The 20,605-nt window shown below is 42.1% G+C and carries 19 protein-coding genes; 17 read left to right on the top strand and 2 right to left on the bottom strand.

The window, feature by feature from the left end; genetic code table 11:
* The first annotated feature begins 1 nt into the window (after window position 1).
* From bshA to C4B60_RS03980, 14 genes are all read left to right on the top strand, one after another.
* Window positions 2-1,141 carry an N-acetyl-alpha-D-glucosaminyl L-malate synthase BshA gene (bshA, locus tag C4B60_RS04045; RefSeq protein WP_104056735.1) on the top strand — a complete coding sequence of 380 codons (1,140 nt, stop codon included), beginning with the start codon at window positions 2-4 and terminating at the stop codon, window positions 1,139-1,141.
* Window positions 1,138-2,331: a CCA tRNA nucleotidyltransferase gene (locus C4B60_RS04040; protein WP_104056734.1), complete on the top strand. Its 1,194-nt coding sequence runs from the start codon at window positions 1,138-1,140 to the stop codon at window positions 2,329-2,331. The genes bshA and C4B60_RS04040 overlap by 4 nt, the downstream gene beginning before the upstream one ends.
* A complete protein-coding gene (locus tag C4B60_RS04035) occupies window positions 2,316-3,317 on the top strand; it encodes a biotin--[acetyl-CoA-carboxylase] ligase (protein ID WP_104056733.1) in 1,002 nt (333 codons plus the stop codon). Before C4B60_RS04040 ends, C4B60_RS04035 begins: the two co-directional genes overlap by 16 nt.
* A 207-nt stretch (window positions 3,318-3,524) precedes the next feature.
* Window positions 3,525-4,364, top strand: coding sequence for a 3-methyl-2-oxobutanoate hydroxymethyltransferase (gene panB, locus C4B60_RS04030; RefSeq protein WP_104056732.1), 840 nt, complete (start codon window positions 3,525-3,527; stop codon window positions 4,362-4,364).
* Window positions 4,361-5,212, top strand: a complete 852-nt coding sequence (gene panC, locus C4B60_RS04025; RefSeq protein ID WP_104056731.1) for a pantoate--beta-alanine ligase — start codon at window positions 4,361-4,363, stop codon at window positions 5,210-5,212. Before panB ends, panC begins: the two co-directional genes overlap by 4 nt.
* Window positions 5,212-5,598, top strand: a complete 387-nt coding sequence (panD, locus tag C4B60_RS04020) for an aspartate 1-decarboxylase (RefSeq protein WP_104056730.1) — start codon at window positions 5,212-5,214, stop codon at window positions 5,596-5,598. The genes panC and panD overlap by 1 nt, the downstream gene beginning before the upstream one ends.
* Window positions 5,599-5,601: 3 nt before the next feature.
* Complete coding sequence (gene dinG / locus C4B60_RS04015; RefSeq protein WP_245153868.1) at window positions 5,602-8,418, top strand: ATP-dependent DNA helicase DinG; 2,817 nt, start codon at window positions 5,602-5,604, stop codon at window positions 8,416-8,418.
* A 77-nt stretch (window positions 8,419-8,495) separates the two neighbouring features.
* Window positions 8,496-8,666 (top strand): YpmA family protein, encoded by a 171-nt coding sequence (locus C4B60_RS04010; RefSeq protein ID WP_104056728.1) that lies wholly within the window; start codon window positions 8,496-8,498, stop codon window positions 8,664-8,666.
* A 14-nt stretch (window positions 8,667-8,680) separates the two neighbouring features.
* Window positions 8,681-9,160 (top strand): cell wall elongation regulator TseB-like domain-containing protein, encoded by a 480-nt coding sequence (locus tag C4B60_RS04005; protein ID WP_104056727.1) that lies wholly within the window; start codon window positions 8,681-8,683, stop codon window positions 9,158-9,160.
* A gap of 15 nt (window positions 9,161-9,175) precedes the next feature.
* Entirely contained in the window at window positions 9,176-10,378 is a 1,203-nt protein-coding gene (locus C4B60_RS04000; protein WP_104056726.1) for a pyridoxal phosphate-dependent aminotransferase, read from the top strand.
* Between the two features lie 85 nt (window positions 10,379-10,463).
* The gene (gene asnS, locus C4B60_RS03995) at window positions 10,464-11,756 is read left to right on the top strand and encodes an asparagine--tRNA ligase (RefSeq protein WP_104056725.1); all 1,293 of its coding nucleotides are present in this window, start codon (window positions 10,464-10,466) and stop codon (window positions 11,754-11,756) included.
* Window positions 11,757-11,830: 74 nt separating this feature from the next.
* Window positions 11,831-12,529 (top strand): DnaD domain-containing protein, encoded by a 699-nt coding sequence (locus C4B60_RS03990; protein WP_104056724.1) that lies wholly within the window; start codon window positions 11,831-11,833, stop codon window positions 12,527-12,529.
* A gap of 15 nt (window positions 12,530-12,544) precedes the next feature.
* Window positions 12,545-13,201: an endonuclease III gene (gene nth, locus C4B60_RS03985; protein ID WP_104056723.1), complete on the top strand. Its 657-nt coding sequence runs from the start codon at window positions 12,545-12,547 to the stop codon at window positions 13,199-13,201.
* Window positions 13,194-13,715: a YpoC family protein gene (locus C4B60_RS03980; protein WP_104056722.1), complete on the top strand. Its 522-nt coding sequence runs from the start codon at window positions 13,194-13,196 to the stop codon at window positions 13,713-13,715. The genes nth and C4B60_RS03980 overlap by 8 nt, the downstream gene beginning before the upstream one ends.
* 52 nt (window positions 13,716-13,767) lie before the next feature.
* Here the strand turns inward: C4B60_RS03980 and C4B60_RS03975 are convergent, their stop codons facing one another.
* On the bottom strand, window positions 13,768-16,503 hold the full coding sequence (locus tag C4B60_RS03975) for a PBP1A family penicillin-binding protein (RefSeq protein WP_104056721.1): 2,736 nt from the start codon (window positions 16,501-16,503) through the stop codon (window positions 13,768-13,770).
* A 17-nt stretch (window positions 16,504-16,520) separates the two neighbouring features.
* Window positions 16,521-17,156, bottom strand: coding sequence for a Holliday junction resolvase RecU (gene recU / locus C4B60_RS03970; RefSeq protein ID WP_104056720.1), 636 nt, complete (start codon window positions 17,154-17,156; stop codon window positions 16,521-16,523).
* A gap of 209 nt (window positions 17,157-17,365) precedes the next feature.
* Between recU and C4B60_RS03965 the strand changes: the two genes are divergently transcribed.
* The 3 genes from C4B60_RS03965 to C4B60_RS03955 all read left to right on the top strand — a co-directional run bounded on the left by C4B60_RS03965 (window position 17,366) and on the right by C4B60_RS03955 (window position 20,605).
* Entirely contained in the window at window positions 17,366-17,728 is a 363-nt protein-coding gene (locus tag C4B60_RS03965; protein WP_104056719.1) for a DUF1798 family protein, read from the top strand.
* A 54-nt stretch (window positions 17,729-17,782) separates the two neighbouring features.
* A complete protein-coding gene (locus C4B60_RS03960; RefSeq protein ID WP_104056718.1) occupies window positions 17,783-18,175 on the top strand; it encodes a YppG family protein in 393 nt (130 codons plus the stop codon).
* Window positions 18,176-18,325: 150 nt separating this feature from the next.
* Window positions 18,326-20,605 (top strand): DEAD/DEAH box helicase, encoded by a 2,280-nt coding sequence (locus tag C4B60_RS03955; RefSeq protein WP_104056717.1) that lies wholly within the window; start codon window positions 18,326-18,328, stop codon window positions 20,603-20,605.

Genomic DNA, 20,605 nt, shown 5'->3' with positions numbered 1-20,605 from the left:
AATGAAACTAAAAATTGGTATCACATGCTACCCTACCGTTGGTGGATCAGGTATTGTCGCCACTGAACTTGGAAAGCTGCTGGCTGAAAAGGGGCATGAAATTCACTTTATTACATCAAGCATGCCGTTTCGATTAAATAATATGTATTCAAATATCTACTTTCACCAGGTGGAAGTTAATCATTATTCAGTTTTTCAGTATCCTCCTTACGATATAGCACTTGCGAATAAAATGGCGGAAGTAATTAAAAGAGAAAAGTTGGATATTTTACATGTGCATTATGCAATTCCGCACGCGATCTGTGCCATACTGGGAAAACAGATGGCTAAATCCTCTGTTGGCATTGTTACTACACTGCACGGCACAGACATTACTGTCCTGGGCTTTGATCCATCCTTAACAGATTCCATCCGATTTGGAATTGAACAGTCAGATCGTGTTACAGCTGTCTCTCATGCATTGGCTGAGCAGACTCACGACCTGATTGCTCCGGAGAAAAAGCTTGATGTTATTCATAATTTTATAGATGAACGGGTGTATAAGAAGATCCCTTCAAGCTCTTTAAGAGAAGAATACGGCATTAAAGAAAATGAAAAGGTGATCATTCATGTATCAAATTTCAGAGCAGTAAAAAGAGTACAGGATGTGATAGATGTGTTCTATCATCTCAATCAGCAGATAGATTCAAAGCTCCTGCTGGTGGGAGATGGACCTGAGATGTCTGGCATCTGTAAAAAAGTACAGAAACTTGGGATTGAAAGTCGAGTGCTTTTTCTTGGTAAAAAGGATAAAGTGGAGGAATTATATGTCATAAGTGATCTGATGCTGCTCCTTTCAGAGAAGGAAAGCTTCGGTCTTGTCGCTCTTGAGGCAATGGCCAGTGGTGTTCCATGTATTGGTACGAATATAGGAGGAATCCCTGAAGTGATCAAGGATCACGTCAATGGGTATATTTGTGAGGTTGGAGATATTTCTTCCATGGTATCAAAAGCACTTACACTCCTGACAGACTCGGGTCTGTACAGCCGGTTTGCTGCTGCTTGTCTGGAAACGGTAAGTGAAAATTTTCATTCTCAAAAAATCGTAAAGCAATATGAAGACCTTTACAAAGAAGTGATTGAACACAAGGTGACGACATGAAGCTTCCATCCCCATTTACTGAAGCCCTGCCTATTTTGATTAAGCTTATAGATGCCGGGTTTGAAGCGTATTTCGTTGGAGGCTGTGTTAGAGATTTTCTACTTAAACGTACAATTAATGATGTGGATATTGCCACCTCAGCAACCCCCGCGGAAGTAACTTCACTGTTTGAGAATACAGTGGAAGTCGGAATTGATCATGGAACAGTAATGGTTATCTATAAGGGAAAAGGATTTGAAGTAACTACCTTCAGGTCCGAGGGAACCTATTCGGATTTCCGTAGACCGGATGAAGTCAGCTTTGTCCTGTCCCTTGAGGAGGATTTAAAAAGAAGAGACTTTACAATTAATGCGATGGCTATGACAGTGGACTTAAGCCTGATCGATCTTTTTGAAGGCAGAGCAGATCTTAAAAGAAAACAGATTGCCACAGTTGGCGAAGCGGCAGAGCGGTTTGGAGAAGATGCACTTCGAATGCTCCGTGGGGCACGCTTTTCTGCACAATTACATTTTTCAATTGACGACAAAACAAAGGAAGCAATGAAGCAGCATGCACCTTTGCTTAAGCATGTAGCGGTGGAGCGGAAGAGAATGGAAATGGACAAACTCCTCGCCGGATCTGCCAGTGAAAAGGGATTATCTTATCTGCTTGAAACAGGGTTAGTCCGGCATTTGCCTTTTTTCCCGCTTTCAGCACACATCATTAAAGAGATTAGTGATATGGATCTTGAAGCATTGTCAATTGATCAGCGATGGTCACTGCTTAGTATTCTGTTTATCGTCGAGGATACTGAAGCATTCTTAAAGGAGTGGCGGCTTTCAAATAAGCGCATTGCCTATATTAAAAAGCTGACAGAGCTCTATCATCTAAGGGCTTTGGAAGACTGGGAGCCATACAGAGTGTACCATGCAGGGGAAAGCATTTCTTTGGAAACAGAAATGCTTTATTCCGTCATACACCACCAGCCGGCTGACAAAAGTAAGATCCAGGAAATATGGGAAGCACTGCCAATTAAAGATAAAAGCGAGCTTGACGTCAATGGCCGAGATCTTGTCAGCTGGAGCGGCAGGAAAAGCGGAAGATGGGTAGGAGATGCGCTGCAGAAAATAGAGCGTGCTGTCATTGAGAAAGAACTTTTAAATGATAAAATTGAAATTAAAAAGTGGGTGAAGCAATGGCTTCAAAAATAAGAGAGTCCCTCCTATCTTCTTTATCCGCTCATCAGGAAACCTACGTTTCAGGCCAGCAGCTTGCAGAAGAAACCGGATGCTCAAGGACTGCAATATGGAAGCATATTGAAGAGCTGAGAAACGAAGGGTTTACCATAGAGTCGAAGAAAAAAAGGGGCTACAGACTTCTAAAAACGAATGATCAGCTGACAGAAAACAATCTCCTATTAGGTATGGAAACCAAAGCACTTGGAAGAACGATTGTCGTTATGGACTCTGTCGACTCAACTCAAAAAATCGCTCATACCCTTGCGCAGGATAAGGCTCCTGAGGGAACGCTTGTGATTGCAGAGGAGCAGCGGGCAGGAAGAGGCCGAATGGCCAGAGTGTGGCATTCGCCAAAAGGAACCGGGATATGGATGAGCCTCCTTTTAAGACCAAGCCTCCCTCCCCAAAAAGCTCCTCAATTCACCTTGATTACTGCAGTTGCAGTAGTGCAGGCTATTTGGGATGTATGTCAGCTCGATGTGGAAATAAAATGGCCGAATGACCTTTTGCTTAACAATAAAAAAATAACAGGAATTTTAACGGAATTGCAGGCTGACAGCGAGCAAATTCATTCGCTTATAATCGGCATCGGAATGAATGTCAACCAGGAGAAGAAGGATTTTCCTGAAGAGCTGCTATCAATTGCAACCTCTCTCTCGATTGAGAAAGGGGAAAAAATATCAAGATCCGAATTAGTACAGCGGGTGATGTACCATTTGGAAAGGTATTATCAGATTTACCTGGAAAAAGGTTTTACTCCAATTAAGCTTTTATGGGAAAGCTACGCCGTCTCCATTGGCAAATACATTACAGCAAGAACTCTTAATGGAGAGCTGACAGGAGTCGCTCTAGGCATAACAGATGACGGTGTTTTACTTTTGGAGGATGAAAAAGGAACCGTTCATAGCATCTATTCTGCAGATATCGAAATAAGTGCAAAAAATCGCGGAAAACCTTAAAAATCTGCTATACTAACCTTGGGCAGTATCGACAGAACTGCACCCTTTATAAAAACAGCTTTTCTATTATTTCTGCCTTGATCCATTACGTGACAGGGACAGAGGATCGAAACATCGAATGTTACGCAATCCTTCTGTCAAATGAAGGATTTTTTAATGTAGCTTTTCATGTGTTTTTGAACCCTCTGATCATAAGGAGGATGTATAATGAAGACCACATCGGATTTTCTAAAAATGAAACAGACCGGGGATAAGATTACCATGATTACAGCGTATGATTATCCTGCAGCGAAAATAGCAGAACAATCTGGGATCGACATGATTCTAGTTGGTGATTCATTGGGAATGGTCGTTTTAGGGTATGACTCTACAGTGCCTGTTACGCTTGAGGATATGATCCACCATACAAAAGCGGTGAAAAGAGGAGCGGCAGACACTTTTATCGTCGTTGATATGCCTTTTATGACGTATCACCTTTCCAAAGCGGAGACACTTAAGGCTGCTGCCAGACTGCTTCAGGAAACCGGCGCACATGCTGTGAAGGTGGAGGGGGCTAAAGAAGTAATTCCTATGATACAATCCTTAACAGATGCAGGCGTTCCTGTAATGGCCCATCTTGGTTTAACCCCGCAAAGTGCAGGTGTTCTTGGAGGCTACCGGGTTCAGGCAAGAACGGCTCAAAAAGGAATCCAGCTGTTAAGTGATGCACAAGAGTGCCAGAATGCAGGGGCATTCGCATTGGTTCTTGAATGTATCCCTCAGCAGCTCACAGAACAGGTCTCAGATAAACTTTTCATTCCGACTATTGGGATAGGTGCAGGAAAGCAGGCAGATGGCCAGGTGCTTGTTTATCATGATGCGGTCGGCTACGGAGACCATCGTCTTGCGAAATTTGTTAAACAGTATACAAATGTTTATCCAGCTATTGGAGATGCATTGGATCAATATATCAGAGAAGTAAAAAGCGGCACTTTTCCTGCTGAAGAGCACTCCTTTAACATGAAGGAAGAAGAGCGGATTGCCCTTTATGGAGGAAGAGAGCAGTGAGAATAATTTCATCAAGCAAGGAAATGCAGGCTTACTCTGCAGAAGAAATACGTAATGGAAATACAATCGGTTTTATTCCAACAATGGGGTATTTACACGAAGGCCATTTAGCTCTTGTAAAAAAATCAGTAAGCGAATGTAATAAATCAGTAATGAGTATATTTGTTAATCCTCTTCAGTTTGGACCAAATGAGGATTTTGATAAGTATCCCCGTGACATTAAACGGGACACACTACTTGCAAAAGAGGCGGGAGTAGATGTGCTATTTTACCCGTCTGCAGATGAAATTTATCCGGATGACTTGCCGGTAAAAATGACGGCAACGAGCAGGACTAATGTTCTCTGCGGGGCAAAAAGACCCGGGCATTTTGATGGTGTGGTGTCCGTTCTTACGATTTTGTTTCATTTAGTCCAGCCAAACAAAGCTTATTTCGGACAAAAGGATGCCCAGCAGGTTGCCGTCGTAAAGGGGCTTGTTGATTCTTTTTTCTTTCCATTGGAAATCGTCACAGTGGATACGGTACGTGAAGTGGACGGCTTAGCAAAAAGCTCAAGAAATGTCTATCTTAGTGAGAACGAGCGTAATCAGGCACCCCTGCTTTATCAGGCTTTAAAAGCTGGTAAGGAGGCTTTAGCCCATCAGTCTGTCAGCCAAACAATAGAGCAAATGAAAGCAACGATCGGTAAGTCAACGTCAGCGGAGATAGATTATATAGAAATTCTTTCTTATCCGGAGCTGACAAAGCTTGCGGAAAAAAAGGGCACTATAATGATTGCGTTAGCAGTTCAATTTAAGCACGCAAGACTAATTGACAATCTTATATTCATGCTTGAGGAGGAAAAATAATGTATCGTACAATGATGAGCGGGAAAATTCATCGTGCCCGCGTGACGGAAGCAAATTTAAATTATGTTGGCAGTATTACAATCGATGAGGATATTCTTGATGCAGTAGGCATGTATGCAAATGAAAAGGTGCAAATTGTGAATAATAACAACGGTGCACGCTTTGAAACGTATATTATTAAAGGGAAACGGGGGAGCGGTGTCATGTGCGTGAATGGTGCTGCGGCACGACTGGTTCAGGAAGGCGATGTAATTATCGTCATTTCCTATATGCTCATTCCAAATGAACAAGCCGCTTCCCACAAACCTAAAGTAGCCATTATGAATGAACATAATGAAATCGTAGACATGATTGCTCATGAACCGGAAGCAACAATTATGTCATAATGAATGAATGGTAAAAATGCAAAGGTTGTGACGGCAATGTGGAAAAATAAAATGGCTGTTGTGGACATCGAAACGACAGGAAATGCTCCAAAAAAAGGCGATAGGATTATGCAGATTGCTATTGTTATCATTGAAGAAAATAAAATTACTGATCAATTTTCTTCCTTCGTAAATCCAGAGCAGCCGATTCCGCCGTTTATCGTTGAGTTAACCGGTATTACTCCTCATCAGGTGAATAATGCTCCCTTATTTGGGGAAATTGCTCCGGAAATCTATAAACGATTAGAGGGGGCAGTTTTTGTTGCGCACAATGTTCAGTTTGATCTTCCTTTCCTGCAGGCTGAAATGGAAATGGCGGGTTATGATAAGTGGCAAGGCAGCCTCATCGATACAGTGGAGCTTGCAAGGTTCCTTCTGCCAACGACAGACAGCTTCAAGCTTTCTGATTTAACTGCACAATTTAACCTCTCTCATGACCGCCCGCATCAGGCGGACAGTGATGCGTTGGCTACTTCTTTTCTTTTACTCAAATTTTTCTCAAAGCTTAACCAGCTCCCGCTTGTAACGCTTGAGAAAATGGAAGAACTCAGTCTTCATTTGAAAAGTAATATTGCAGAGCTTTGTAAAAGCATTATTTCGGATAAACGTAAAGATATAAAAGCTCTGCCAGCAGACATTGAGGTCGTCCGAGGCATTGCATTGAAAAAAGCCCCCGATCAAACAGAAGAAGAAATATCTCCTTTTAACAGTGATAAGATTGAAGTCATTTTAAAGCAGGCCGTTCCGCATTATGAAAAGCGTGAATCACAGCTATTAATGACTGCTGAAGTAGAGAAGGCATTTGACAATAACACCTATCTGGCTGTTGAAGCAGGAACCGGGGTTGGCAAAACGATGGCTTATCTCCTTCCTGCTGTTAAACAGGCAGCACAAGGAAATCGTGTGGTGATTACCACTCAGACGGTGCAGCTCCAGGAACAAATTATAAGAAACGAAGCCATGCTTTTACAAAAAGCTCTAAATCAAAAAATAGAATTTGCACTTTTAAAGGGACGGAGTCATTATCTTCATCTCTTAAAATTCGAACAGGCTCTTGCTGAAGAAGAGCCGCAGTATGATGTTGTATTAACGAAAATGCAGCTTTTGACGTGGCTAACAGAAACAGAAAATGGAGATGTTGACGAATTAAACCTGACAAGTGGAGGGAGACTGTTTTGGAATCGGATTCGGCATTCAGGCTGGTTTTTAGGTAAAGAGAAGGATCCTTGGAAAGAAAAGGATTTTTATTTGCGTGCACTGGAAAAAGCGAAACGTTCACCGATTGTCATAACGAATCATTCCATGCTCGTCAATGATATTCAGCGTAAGACTCCATTAATGCCGCCATTTTCATCCCTCGTAATTGATGAAGCCCATCACTTTGAGGATACGTGCAGAAGACAATGGGGCAAACAGTTAGATTATATTAACTTAAAATATACGATTGGTCAGATAGGCAATGACTCTCAAGACCTGCTGGCAGGAAGACTCAATAAAATTATACATTCAGAGCCGGGCGGAAAACAGCCGCAGGAACTGTCAGATGAATTAATACAGGAGCTAAGCCATGAGGCGGACCTTTCATTTGGGCAGCTTGGCTCATTACTTAAATCATCTGTTGCCTTACGGAAAGGACAGCAAAAATACTCCCTTTCTTTAACACCCGAAATGAAGGAATCATCTCATTGGAAAAAAATCCAGTATGCTTTTGAACGGCTGCTATCCTGTATGAAACAAATCAACCAGCGTCTTCAATACAATTTAGACCTGGTAAAAAAAGAAAGTGATAAGCTGACGGATTCAAAAAAAGCGATCACAGAGGAAACGTACTCCTTTCTTACTGAATGGTCTGAATGGATTCAAGCGATCCGAGTGTTTTTCCTTAAAAAAGATAACTCTGCAGTCATGTGGCTGGATGGAGATCTGCGTTCGCTTCCGGGCAGCTTGTCGCTGACTTCGAGATCTATTCACATTCAGGAAGAGATAAAGGAGCATTTTTTTACTAAAGAAAAAGCAGTTGTTCTTACTTCTGCCACACTAACAATTGATCATTCATTTGAATACTTTTTAAAAGGCCTTGGAATTAATGAGCAACAAACATCCTGTAAAATTTATGCCTCGCCGTTTGACTACAAAAGCTCTGTACGCTTAATGGTGCCGAAGGAGCTTCCTGAAATAAAAAAGGTAAGCCAGCAGGAGTATGTTGAAATGGTGACAGATCATTTAATTGCCATGGGCCAGGCTACTAAAGGAAGGATGCTCGTATTATTTACTTCCCACGAAATGCTCCGACAAACGTATGAGCTTATGAAAGACAGCGGACTGATGGAGGATTTTGTTTTAATGGCTCAGGGAATTACAGGCGGCAGCAGAACCAAATTAACAAAAAACTTTCAGCGCTTTGACAAAGCGATTCTTTTTGGGACAAGCAGCTTTTGGGAAGGGATTGATATTCCCGGCGAGGATTTATCCTGCCTTGTCATGGTCCGCCTGCCTTTTTCACCGCCGGATGAACCTCTTACCAAGGCGTTATGGAACGAGGCTGAAAGACAAGGGAAAAATCCGTTTGCTGAAATATCTCTTCCTAAAGCCATCCTCCGTTTCAGGCAGGGATTCGGCCGGTTAATCAGACATGAAAATGATCGGGGACTGATTGTAATTTTTGACCGGAGACTTATTACAGCTTCTTACGGGCGTTACTTTTTGTCGTCAATTCCGTCTGTTCCTGTAGAAGAACGCGATTTGGAATCAATCGTACAGGAAATTGAACACTGGCTGTAAACAGGTTAAAAACCTGTCGAAAGATGGTATACTAATTGGGTGAAATACGAGTCTTTTAAGAAAGTGAAGTGAAACTAATGGAAAGTAAAATTGAAGTATTGTCTACAGTGACCATTAATAAAACACCGGATCTCTATAAGATTGTGGATTCGTTGAACCGCACGCTTAAAGACAGGGATTTAATGTTTGGTCTTGCGCTTGATCAAAATGATCAGGAAAAAGCTGTATTTACAATTTACCGTACATAAAAAAGAGGGATTGTATGAAAAAAAGAATCATGATCGTAGTTCTATCTATTTTTGCCTTAGCCCTCATTTTTTGTGTTACAGTATATAATATTGCAAAACAGCCGCTTACATCTACACTTGAAGCAGCAGAGGCTCAGGTTCAGGAAACCGTGCAATTTGAAGAAATAGAAGATGCCTATGTCTATAATGGTACAGAGGCATATACCATCTTAATTGGAAGAACAGATGAAGAAGACGCGCTTGCAGCATTTGTTCCCGTAAATCCTGAAGAAGAAATTCTTACCAGACCGCTAAGTGAAGGAATATCATCAGATGAGGTGCTTTCCATGCTTTATCAGGAAGATAACCCGTCAAAAGTGCTGTCTCTTAAATTAGGATACGAATCGGTTGGACCGGTTTGGGAAGTCGTTTACTACGATGAAGAATCTACATTGAATTATTATTATGTACTTTTTGATACGGGTGAATGGTGGAGAGCCATTCGAAACCTTTAAGGAGTGAAATCGTCAATGAATAAACATTTACTAGCAGACCGGGTTAAAGCCCTGACCCCTTCATCCACCCTTGCGATTACAGCCAAGGCGAAAGAACTAAAAGCCCAGGGGGTTGACGTAATTGGATTAGGAGCTGGAGAGCCGGATTTTAATACGCCGGACCATATCATTGAAGCCGCTTATGAGTCCATGAAAGCCGGTGAGACAAAATACACTCCGGCAGCAGGAACAGCTGATTTAAAAAAAGCCGTTAGTCAAAAATTTGAAAAGGATCAGCACATCGCTTACAGTCCGGATGAAATTTTTGTTGGAAGCGGTGCTAAGCATGTTTTATATTGTCTTTTTCAGGCGATTTTAAATGAGGCCGATGAAGTGATTATTCCTACTCCATACTGGGTAAGCTATCCTGAACAGGTTAAGCTTGCCGGTGGAACGCCGGTTTATGTGGAGGGTAAAGAAAGCAATCACTATAAAATTACTGCTGATCAGCTGCGGGCGGCTGCTACTGAAAAGACGAAAGCGATCATTATCAATTCACCAAGCAACCCGACTGGTATGATTTACTCTAAAGAAGAGCTTAGCAGTTTGGCTGAGGTATGTGTTGAGAATAATATTTTAATGGTATCCGATGAAATATATGAGAAACTAACCTATGGGGAAGAGAAACATATCTCTATAGCATCGATATCAGAAGAGTTTAAAAAACAGACCATCATCGTAAATGGAGTATCTAAATCCCATTCGATGACGGGCTGGAGAATCGGCTATGCAGCAGGCGAGAAAGCTATAATTAAGGCAATGACAAATCTGGCAAGCCATTCAACATCCAACCCGACTACAACCGCTCAGTTCGGTGCACTCGCCGCTTACACCGGAACACAGCAGCCGGTTGAAGAAATGAGAGCAGCTTTTGAGGGGCGTTTGAACCAGGTATTTGATTCATTGAACGCTATACAGGGCTTTCGCTGCCTGAAACCTCAAGGAGCCTTTTATCTATTCCCGAATGTTAAAGAAGCAGCAGTTTCCTGTGGTTTTACAACTGTCGATGAATTTGCGGCTGATTTACTGGAAAAAGCAAATGTAGCTGTAATTCCAGGCTCGGGCTTTGGGTCGGATGACAATATCAGATTATCGTATGCAACAGATTTAAAATCATTTAAAGAAGCCATTAAGCGAATTGCTGCTTATGTTAATGAGCATTCCTCTGCAAGTGATTGAATGAAGAACTAAACAGCGATATAATGAAACTCATATAGAATGGTGAACGGTACCCTAAGGGATCGGTTTCTTTGGAGGGAATAAAGTGAAAACAACAATTAATCAAGTCAGCGGGCATGTAGGTCAGGAAGTTACGATTGGCGCATGGCTCGGCAATAAAAGATCAAGCGGAAAAATTGCTTTTTTGCAGCTGCGTGACGGATCAGGCTTTATCCAGGGAGTTGTCGTAAAAAGCGATGTAGGGGAAGATATTTTTCAAAAAGCTAAATCCCTGACCCAGGAATCGTCTGTATTCGTTACAGGAATTGTCAAGGAAGATGAACGGTCTCCTTTTGGTTATGAATTAGAGGTTAAGGACTTAAAGGTGATCCATGAGTCGGTAGACTATCCCATCACACCTAAAGAGCATGGAACAGAATTTTTGATGGACCACCGTCATTTATGGCTGCGTTCTAACCGGCAGCATGCGGTAATGAAAATCAGAAATGAAATTATCCGGGCCACCTACGAATTCTTCAACACCAATGGTTTTGTAAAAGTAGATCCTCCTATTTTAACCGGGAGTGCGCCGGAGGGAACTTCTGAGCTGTTTCATACCAAATACTTTGATGAAGATGCTTATCTTTCTCAAAGCGGTCAGCTCTATATGGAAGCAGCAGCAATGGCTCTTGGAAAAGTTTTTTCATTCGGACCGACCTTTAGAGCGGAAAAATCCAAGACAAGACGGCATTTGATTGAATTTTGGATGATTGAGCCTGAAATGGCATTTTATGAATTTGAAGATAATCTTGTCGTTCAAGAAGAGTATGTATCCTTTATCGTGCAGTCCGTGTTAAAAAACTGCAGACTCGAGCTCACTCGGTTAGGAAGAGATACCTCGGTTCTTGAAACGATAAAAGCACCATTTCCAAGGGTGCATTATGATGATGCAATTAAATTCCTTCATGAAAAAGGATTTACAGATATCAAATGGGGGGATGATCTCGGCGCCCCTCATGAAACGGCCATAGCAGAAAGCTATGATAAGCCTGTGTTTATTACCCATTATCCTACAGCAATTAAGCCGTTTTACATGCAGCCTGACCCAGAAAGAGAAGATGTGGTGCTTTGTGCAGACTTAATCGCTCCAGAAGGGTACGGGGAAATCATTGGCGGTTCTGAGCGTATTCATGATCTTGATCTGTTAAAGCAAAGACTTGATCAGCATCAGCTTGATCCAGAGGCTTATAAGTGGTATACCGAATTAAGACAGTACGGCTCTGTTCCGCATTCCGGTTTTGGACTTGGACTTGAGCGTACGGTTGCGTGGCTCAGCGGCGTGGAGCATGTCAGAGAATCTATTCCATTCCCTAGACTGTTAAACCGGCTTTATCCATAAATCAGGAAAATGACCGAACGAGCTTGTATGAGCTGTTCGGTCATTTTTACCAAAGGAAAGGAGGCGGTAAAGAGATGGAAAAATTCACTTCTTTTCAGCAGTGGATCCAGGATGGAACAGTCTCTATTCCTGCTGTGTTATTGAAAAACTATTCTTCCTTGGGAATTAATGAAGAAGAATGTATGATGCTCATACATATACATGCATTTGTCGAAAAAGGCAAAACCTTTCCGACTCCTGATGAGTTAGCTGAAAGAATGTCCCTTTCATCTCCTGAATGTTTTTTTACCATTCAGCGGATGATAAAAAAAGGTCTGCTTTCCATCAGTGAATCTCAAGCAGGAGATGTAAGAGAGGAAAGCTACTCACTTATGCCTCTTTGGAATGCATTAATTGATAAATTATCCAAAGAAAAACACCAGGAAAAAATAGAGGCAGCCATGAATTTACAAACTGATCTTTACACCTTATTTGAACAGGAATTTGGCAGGCCCTTGTCACCATTGGAATGTGAAACCTTAGCTATGTGGATCGATCAGGACCATCAAACAACAGAGCTGATAAAAGCAGCACTGAGAGAAGCTGTTATTTCAAATAAATTAAACTTCCGGTATATAGACCGTATTTTGTTTGAATGGAAAAAACAAGGGATCCAAACGGTTGAGCAGGCAAAGAGACAGGGCGAGAAATTCAGACAGCCTAAAAAGCAGGAGTACACAAGAGAGACAGAAGAAACGAGAAAGGTTCCGTTTTATAACTGGCTTGAAAAATAACAGGGGAGGGTAATAATGCTCTCAAAAGCAAATGTCAGCTATTGTTTAGACGAAATAGAAAAAATGTTTCCTGATGCTCATTGCGAGCTTAACCATGAAAATGCATTTGAATTAACAATCGCAGTACTTCTTTCTGCTCAATGTACAGATGCGCTGGTAAACAAAGTAACGAAGGATCTGTTTCAGAAATACAAAAAACCTGAAGACTATCTTGCAGTCACTTTAGAAGAACTGCAAAATGACATAAGATCGATTGGTCTCTTTCGGAATAAAGCCAAGCATATCCGCAATCTCTGTCAGAGACTGATTGAACACTATAACGGAGAAATCCCTGCTGACCATGCTGAATTAACCACACTTCCGGGTGTAGGCAGAAAAACTGCAAATGTAGTTGTTTCTGTAGCTTTTGGCATTCCTGCACTTGCCGTCGATACTCATGTAGAGAGAGTGTCTAAAAGGCTCGGTATTTGCAGATGGAAGGATTCAGTGCTTGAAGTTGAACAGACGTTAATGAAAAAAATTCCTAAAGAAGAATGGTCGCCAGCCCACCACAGGCTGATCTTTTTTGGCAGATACCACTGCAAAGCGCAGTCTCCTAAATGTGATATCTGTCCGCTGCTGTCTTTATGCAGAGAAGGTAAAAAACGGATGAAAGGACAACAGCATGCATAACACATCCATTACACTGCTCGAGCGCTACCGGTATTCGCTGTTCTTTGTTTCACCGAATTTGGAGCTTTCGTTGAATGAAAACAATGAGGATTTGTTTACTCCTTTTTTTAATCCCGAACTGCAGGCCGTTTACCATTCTGCTAAACCTCCGTGGGAGCATATAGAGGAATGGCTTCCGGTGCTGTCCAATGAATGGAGTGAGCTTCATAAGGAGCTCTCAATACGCTATAATTCAACAAAAGAAGAGACATTTCCTTTAATGAAAAGAGGAATTTCTGTTTTTTTTATGATGCTTTTCTGGTCCAATCAACAGCCGGTAACACTATTGGAGTGGGAAAAGCCGATTAAAGGCTTTAAGGTTGTTTGTTTAAATCCTATCGAACGGATTGCCTTTATTTTAAAGCAGCCTAATGCTTATTTTTCGTTTCTCCAGCTTCACGAAATGATGGACGAACTTCATAAGTCAAGCGCTAAGCACATCGCCTTAAATAAAAGAAAGTATGATAATAGATAAAAAAGCACCAGCCCATCAGGCTGGTGCTTTCTTTAGGAGCGGGAGGAGAAGTTTACGGGGTATCCTCCGGTGGAGTTTCCCCATTTCCATCTCCTGTTGAATCGTCAGGCTCATCAGGAGCAGTTTCATCTGCCGGAGGCTGTTCTTCATCTCCTCCGTTATCCTGACCGCCTTCATCGTTTCCATTTCCGTTTCCATTTCCGTTTCCATTTTCATTATTACCGTTATCTTCGTTATTGCCATTATCTGAGCCTTCGCCGTTATCCTGTCCTCCGTCACCTTCAGGATTATCCGGAGCCTCGTCTGCTGGCTCTTCTTCCTCTTCAGGAGGCGTTTCTTCTTCTTCAGGCTCATCCTCAGGTTCTTCTTCACGCTGACTAAGATCAAGGCTTACAGTTGCAGCATCACTCGTATCACTGCCTGCCTTGGCAACGACACTGAAGGTATAGCTGGAGCCAAGCTCAACCTGCTCGATATTTAATCCGGTTTGTGAAGTAGTGGAAAGGGGCTGTGATGCTCCTCCATCTACACTATAGCTTACTTCAAACTCAACAGAGCGGTCGTCACTGCTGTCCTGATTATGATTCCATGTCAGCTGGACATTTCCACTGTCTTCGTTGTATTCAGCCTTCAAATTAGAAGGTGCTGCCAGGTCTGGCACAACAAATTCCTCTGAAACAGCAGTAGGCTCTGTGCCGCGGATAAACAGCTCAGTTGTTTTTCTGTCGCCTGGTGTATAGGAGCTCGCAAGCTGCGGAGGATTCGTTCCTTTTTCAATTTCAATCTCCACCACATTATCCGGCTTTTCAAAATCAGGTGTATCCACGCCCGAATGCACTGCCTGCATTACTTCCTTAAATAGTACTTGTGAGATTTGTCTTTCATTAGGCGTCAAGTAGTTACTGTAGGTTGGATAGCCCAGCCAAACAGCAGCTGTGTACTGAGTTGTATAACCGGCAAACCATGAATCAGGTGCTCCATTATCAGGAATATTATGCTCAGCTCTGTAATCAGCTGTATAGTTAGTGGTTCCTGATTTTGCTGCTAAAGGCAGTCCTGGAACCTTCGCGAGCGGACCTGTACCGTATGGCTCAACAACATCTTTTAGCATGTCTGAAATCATGTAGGCTGTTGAATCCTTCATCGCAACATTTGACTCAGGCTCCAAATCAATGGAAGAGCCGTCCCTAAATTCAATTGACGTTATGGTGTGAGGCTCATTGTAAACCCCATTATTTCCAAATGCAGCATACGCTCCTGCAAGTCCCACAGTATTTGTAGGAGTACTTGAGCCGATAGCGCTGCTTTCATAAACTTCTTCAACGTTAAATCCTAAGCCATTTATAAAATCTTTTCCGTTATCAAGGCCTGCTTCTTTTAAGGCCTTAATTGCTGTAATATTACGTGAATCATAAAGAGCTTCACGCATCGAAATCGGTCCTTTATATTGCCCGTCATAGTTCCCCGGGCTAAAGTCTGAATTTGTATACTGGTAAGGCTCATCTACAATAATCTGAGCTGTGGACCAGTCAAGCTCTTCAATAGCTGGTGCATAATCTAATAAAGGCTTAATTGTAGAACCAACATCACGGCGCACATCCACTGCGTAGTTCATGCCGCGCTGCACTTCTTCACCGAAGCCTCTGCCTCCGCCAATAGCCCGGATAGCACCGGTTTTAGTATCAAGAAGTGTAATGCCGGCCTGAGAACGCTGGTCATCCATGTCAGCAGGGAATTGAATTGAATCACTGTTCAGCACACTTTCAACTTGAGTTTGCGCCTCCGGATCAAGCGTCGTATAGATCTTCAGTCCATCTTCGAACGGATTAAAGTCACCCTCTGCTTCCACTTCATCGATCACTGCGTCAATAAATGCATCAAAACGCTGCTCTGTACCTGCAAGCTGTTTCCGTTCATTGCCAGACCCTTCACTGCGGTCGACGATGCCGTCCATAATATCTTTTTCAGCAGCCTGTCTCATTTCTTCCTCTGAAATTTTTCCGTGATTATGCATCTGGCGCAAAACGATATCGCGGCGTTCTTTTGCAAGATCAGGATTATCATAAGGGTTATAAGCATTCGGACGCTGCGGCATCCCGGCTAAAAATGCAGCCTGATGAAGTTCTAACTCGTTTAATTCTGCATCATAATAATATTCTGCTGCTGTTTTAATTCCATAAATGGTATCGGAGTAGTAGATCTTATTTACATACATTTCAAAGATTTCTTCTTTGCTGTACTTGCGTTCCAGTTGAAAAGCAAGCCAAGCCTCCTGAGCTTTACGTTCAAGAGATTTTTCAGGTGTCAGCACAGATTGCTTAATAACCTGCTGAGTCAGCGTACTGGCTCCCTCAGCGCCGAAGCCCTGGGTAATATTAGCAAGCACTGCACCGCCAAGACGGATAGCATCAACACCCATATGGTCATAAAATCGAATGTCCTCAATGGATAATACTGCATTTTCAACCATAGGAGGGATATCATCATAGCGTACCATTTCCCGGTTTTCAGCTCCGATCCTCCCGATGACGTTTTTATCCATATCGAGGACTTCAGTGGACATTGGATCGAGAAAATCCTCTTCGTTTAACTCTGGAGCCTTTATCGCATAGTAGGCAAATAATGCACCGCCTCCAATTAATCCTGCAAGGCCAAGAAGGAAAACGGTAAGAATAATTTTCTTAAATAAAGATTTTTTTGGTTTTTTACTTTTACTTTTACTTCTATTTGATTTAGAAGAGGCTTTTTGTGCCTTTCTTTTTTCTTCTCTGGATGAATAATCAGCCATATTTCTGTTCCTCTCTTTCAACGTGTCCCTTCATCTGATAAAGTGCACAGATGATCAACTATTTTAAGATAATCAATTCTGGGCTGCAAGCCAAGAGTCAGCGGATAACCATCCTGCATGATTTCATCCTTGGTCATGGACTTACGCCCTCCATTTATCATTCTATCCCAATATTTCTTAAAAGCATTATAAGGCAGTAAATATATTTCTTCTGTTGATGAAAAACGGATAATAACAAAGCCAATTCCTTTATGCTTTTCAATCTGCTCCATATGAATAAGCTGGTGTTCGTGAAAATTTTGCAGCGGGAAGGAATTTTTATTGCGCGTTTCCTTTGCTTCAAAATCTATATAATAGCCATTGTAAACGCCATTATAATCAGTCGTGGAAGCTTGTTTAAAGTATGCTTCCTTGATAACAGCAGCGCTTCTTTTTGGATAATCTACATTGACGATCTGGATAGGAGTCGGCTTTTTATGAATAACAGCTTTTCCTTTTTCGAGATAAAACCGGTTTGTTTCGTTTAAATCCTCCTCTAACGTCATGCCCCTCTTGCCGTGAGAGCTTGATCGTTCCTTTTCTTTGTGGCTGGAAATTGGTTGAGATTGCACAGTAGAAACAAACTTTTTACCATTTGGATAATGAAATTCCATTGTATACACCTCGCGTATTAATAATAACAGATACGCTGAATTTGAGCATATTTTGACGAATCCACTATAATCTTCGTTCAAATCGGAGGGTTTAGGGGGTAACTGATTAAATCTCTTACCATTAGACGCACAGTATTTTAAAAGGTTTCATTTTCCCATAAAAATCTCTCTGGTACAATAATACTCTAAGAGATAAAGGAGGGCTGAGTATGGCAGAAAAAAAACATATGCTCGATAAGACGCTTGAGCTTTTGTCTATCATTGAGCAGGCAGAACAACAATATGACGCAAGGCGTTTATCTAAGGCTAAAGGAGAATTCTATTCTGAAGTTAAACCTTTTGCCGATCATGCCCACGCCCTTTCAAAGGAATGGGGAGTAGAGGTAGGGAGTTATCTGACTCAAAACCGGCAAAAAAACCTGCATCCGAACCAGATAAAAGCAACCGTTGAAAATATAGAGCTGATCGCAGTTCAATGTTTTTTTCCTGAAACAAGCTATAACCGATTTAAAAGCTACATTCAGTCCAGTTATTTTGTTGTTGAACAGGTAAAGGAGCTGCTTCAAGAATAAATCTGGCACAGGCATCCGCTGTTTGAATAAACTAGTGGAAAAGGGTGATTGTGAATGTACAGAAGCTATTATCAGAGTTATCCTTTACCGCCTGTTGCACCGCTGCCTTATAATAGGCCATATATCCCTTATCCAATGCAGCAGGCATATCCTCCGGAATGGATGTATGGAAGAATGCCTTATCATCCGCCTGCGCCTGTGCAGGGGCCAGTGGTCACGAATATTCCACAGGGTCAGGGAATAGAGCCCTATAACCCTGAAGCATATCCTGCTTTTCAGCAGCCATTTCAACAAAAGCCTTCATCTTCATGGCTGGAAATATTTAAAACAGAAAAAGGGAATGTTGACGTTAATAAAATTATGTCAACTGCAGGGCAGATGATGAGTACAGCTCAGCAGTTTGGATCTCTGGTAAAAGGGATCGGTTCGCTCTTTCCTAAAGTATAATCGGATCTCGGACATGATAATAATTTTAGAAACGTGAGGTGAACGGAGCGGAGTGAACCGGGTTTAAGAGGGTGGGACACATTTGTCCCAGCCTCTTTTTCATTGATATAAAGAATATATGTTCGATATAATGAGAAGAGAGGTGATTAAATGAGAAAAAAATCATTGATCGATATAATTGAACATTTTCAAAATGATCCTGACATTCAAAAGCAGATTATGAAATGGCATACAATTGAACCAAAGGAAGCAATGTACGCTCCTATTCCAGATTCTGTCCATCCAGGACTTGTTGAAGCACTTAATCAAAAAGGGATCGGCAGGCTGTACACCCATCAGGAGGAAGCTTATAACAGCGTCATGCAGGGGAAGTCCGTTACGGCCATAACACCTACTGCCTCAGGAAAAACACTTTGTTATAACCTGCCTGTAGTTCAGAAAATCATCGAAAATCCTTCAGCAAGAGCGCTTTATTTATTTCCAACTAAGGCGCTTGCGCAGGATCAAAAAACAGAATTAAATGAATGGCTTGATCTCGCAGACGCCAGCATAACCTGCTATACATATGACGGTGATACTCCTGCAACGATCAGGCAAAAGGTGAGAAGAGCCGGGCAAATTGTTATTACAAACCCTGATATGCTCCATTCAGCTATTTTGCCCCATCATACGAAATGGGTTTCGCTGTTTGAAAACCTTGAGTTTATTGTCCTCGACGAGCTTCATATTTATAGAGGAGTTTTTGGCAGTCATGTTGCAAATGTTATTCGCAGACTTAAGAGGATTTGTGAATTTTACGGCAGCTCTCCCCAGTTTATATGCACCTCTGCTACTATTGCCAACCCTAAGGAACTTGCTGAAAAACTTACCGGAAAAGAAATGAAGCTGATTGACCAAAATGGTGCGCCTTCCGCTAAAAAACATTTTGTTTTTTACAATCCCCCAATCGTCAACCAGCAGTTGAATATAAGAAGAAGTGCAACTCTTGAAGTCAGGAAGCTTGCGGGTGCTTTGTTAAAGCATAAAATTCAGACAATCGTATTTGCAAAAAGCCGCGTGCGGGTAGAAATTATCCTTTCTTATCTGCAGGAGCTCGTTAAAAATGAACTTGGTTCAAAATCGATTCGCGGATACCGCGGGGGTTATTTGCCGACTCAAAGAAGGGAGATTGAAAAAGGCCTTAGAAATGGAGATGTCTATGGAGTAGTAAGCACCAATGCCCTTGAGCTTGGGGTGGATATCGGACAGCTTCAGGCATGTATTATGACCGGTTATCCCGGTACGATCGCAAGTGCCTGGCAACAGGCCGGAAGAGCGGGAAGAAGGCAGGGGGAAGCCCTGATCATCATGGTCGCAAGCTCAAGTCCGCTGGATCAGTATATTATTAAGCACCCGGAGTATTTTCTTGAAAATTCACCAGAAACTGCTAGAATAAACCCAGACAATTTAGTCATCCTTCTTGATCATTTGAAATGTGCTGCGTTTGAGCTTCCTTTTACAATTGATGAGAAGTTTGGTGAATATGAGCTGGAAGAGCTGCTTGATTATTTAGTAGAGGAAAGAGTTTTGCATCGCACCGCAGATAAGTGGCACTGGATGAATGACGCATTTCCTGCTCATAATATCAGCCTTCGCTCAGCTTCTCAGGAAAATGTGATCATTATTGACCAGACTGAACGCGCACATCATCAGGTAATTGGAGAGATGGACCGGTTCAGCGCAATGACGCTGCTGCATGATGAAGCAATTTATCTTCATCAGGGCACCCAGTTCCAGGTTGAATTTCTGGACTGGGAGGAAAAGAAAGCCTATGTGAGGGAAGTGGATATTGATTATTTTACAGACGCTAATTTAGCTGTATCCCTGACAGTTCTAGAAGAGGATCTATCGAATCAAAATGACAGGGCCGCTGTTTCATATGGTGATGTTTCCGTACGTGCGATGGCTACAATATTTAAAAAAATTAAATTCGATACACATGAAAATATAGGCTCCGGGCCTATTCATCTTCCTGAAGAGGAGCTTCATACGAGTGCTGCGTGGTTCACATTAAAAGACGAGCTTAAAAATCTCACAGAGGACAGGATTGAACAGGGGCTAATTGGTTTCGCCCATGCGATGCAATCAATTATTCCGCTCCATGTGATGTGTGATCCCAAGGATATTCAATTGGTTCCTCAAGTCAAGTCGACACATAGCCAGCTGCCGACTTTATTCGTTTATGACCGGTACCCAGGCGGAATTGGACTGAGTGAAAAAGTGTATCAGATCGGAGCAACGATCATGAAGGAAGTTTTACAGATGATAGAAAGCTGTCCGTGTCCTCACGGCTGCCCCTCCTGCATTGGAACAGATCCCTACAGCAATTCAGCCAAGGATGATACAATTGAGCTGATTTCACTTTTTACTAATGCTTTAGAGGGTGAATAA

This window comes from Jeotgalibacillus proteolyticus (genome assembly GCF_002926065.1).
In the GTDB taxonomy this organism is placed as follows: Bacteria; Bacillota; Bacilli; order Bacillales; family Jeotgalibacillaceae; genus Jeotgalibacillus; species Jeotgalibacillus proteolyticus.
This window is presented reverse-complemented; position numbering and strand designations above follow the sequence as displayed.